We start from the raw sequence: 569 nt of genomic DNA, 5'->3' as shown, positions 1-569 counted from the left end.
CGTGCGATCGACATGCCGTTCCTGCTGCCAATCGAAGACGTCTTCTCAATCTCTGGCCGTGGTACTGTTGTTACCGGTCGTGTTGAGCGCGGCATCGTTAAAGTCGGCGACGAAGTTGAAATCGTAGGTATCAAAGATACTGCGAAATCAACCTGTACCGGTGTTGAGATGTTCCGTAAGCTGCTGGACCAGGGTCAGGCAGGCGAAAACTGTGGTGTTCTGCTGCGCGGTATCAAGCGTGAAGACATCCAGCGTGGTCAGGTTCTGGCTAAGCCAGGCTCAATCAAGCCACACACCCAGTTCGAGTCAGAAGTTTACGTTCTGTCTAAAGACGAAGGTGGTCGCCATACTCCGTTCTTCAAAGGCTATCGTCCACAGTTCTACTTCCGTACAACTGACGTAACCGGCTCAGTAGAGCTGCCAGAAGGCGTTGAAATGGTCATGCCAGGCGACAACATCAAAATGGTTGTTACCCTGATCCACCCAATCGCAATGGACGAAGGTCTGCGCTTCGCAATCCGCGAAGGTGGCCGTACCGTTGGCGCGGGTGTTGTTGCTAAAGTTATCGC

1 protein-coding gene is annotated in these 569 nt (G+C 52.9%); it reads left to right on the top strand.

Annotation, left to right across the window (positions count from 1 at the left end):
• The coding region (locus N1689_RS22065) for an EF-Tu/IF-2/RF-3 family GTPase (RefSeq protein ID WP_242458907.1) at positions 1-569 on the top strand (569 nt) is incomplete at both ends.

Source organism: Pantoea sp. XY16 (assembly GCF_025153065.1).
In the GTDB taxonomy this organism is placed as follows: Bacteria; Pseudomonadota; Gammaproteobacteria; order Enterobacterales; family Enterobacteriaceae; genus Pantoea; species Pantoea alfalfae.
The sequence above is the reverse complement of the archived record's forward strand: the minus strand, read 5'-3'. Positions and strand labels throughout refer to the sequence as shown.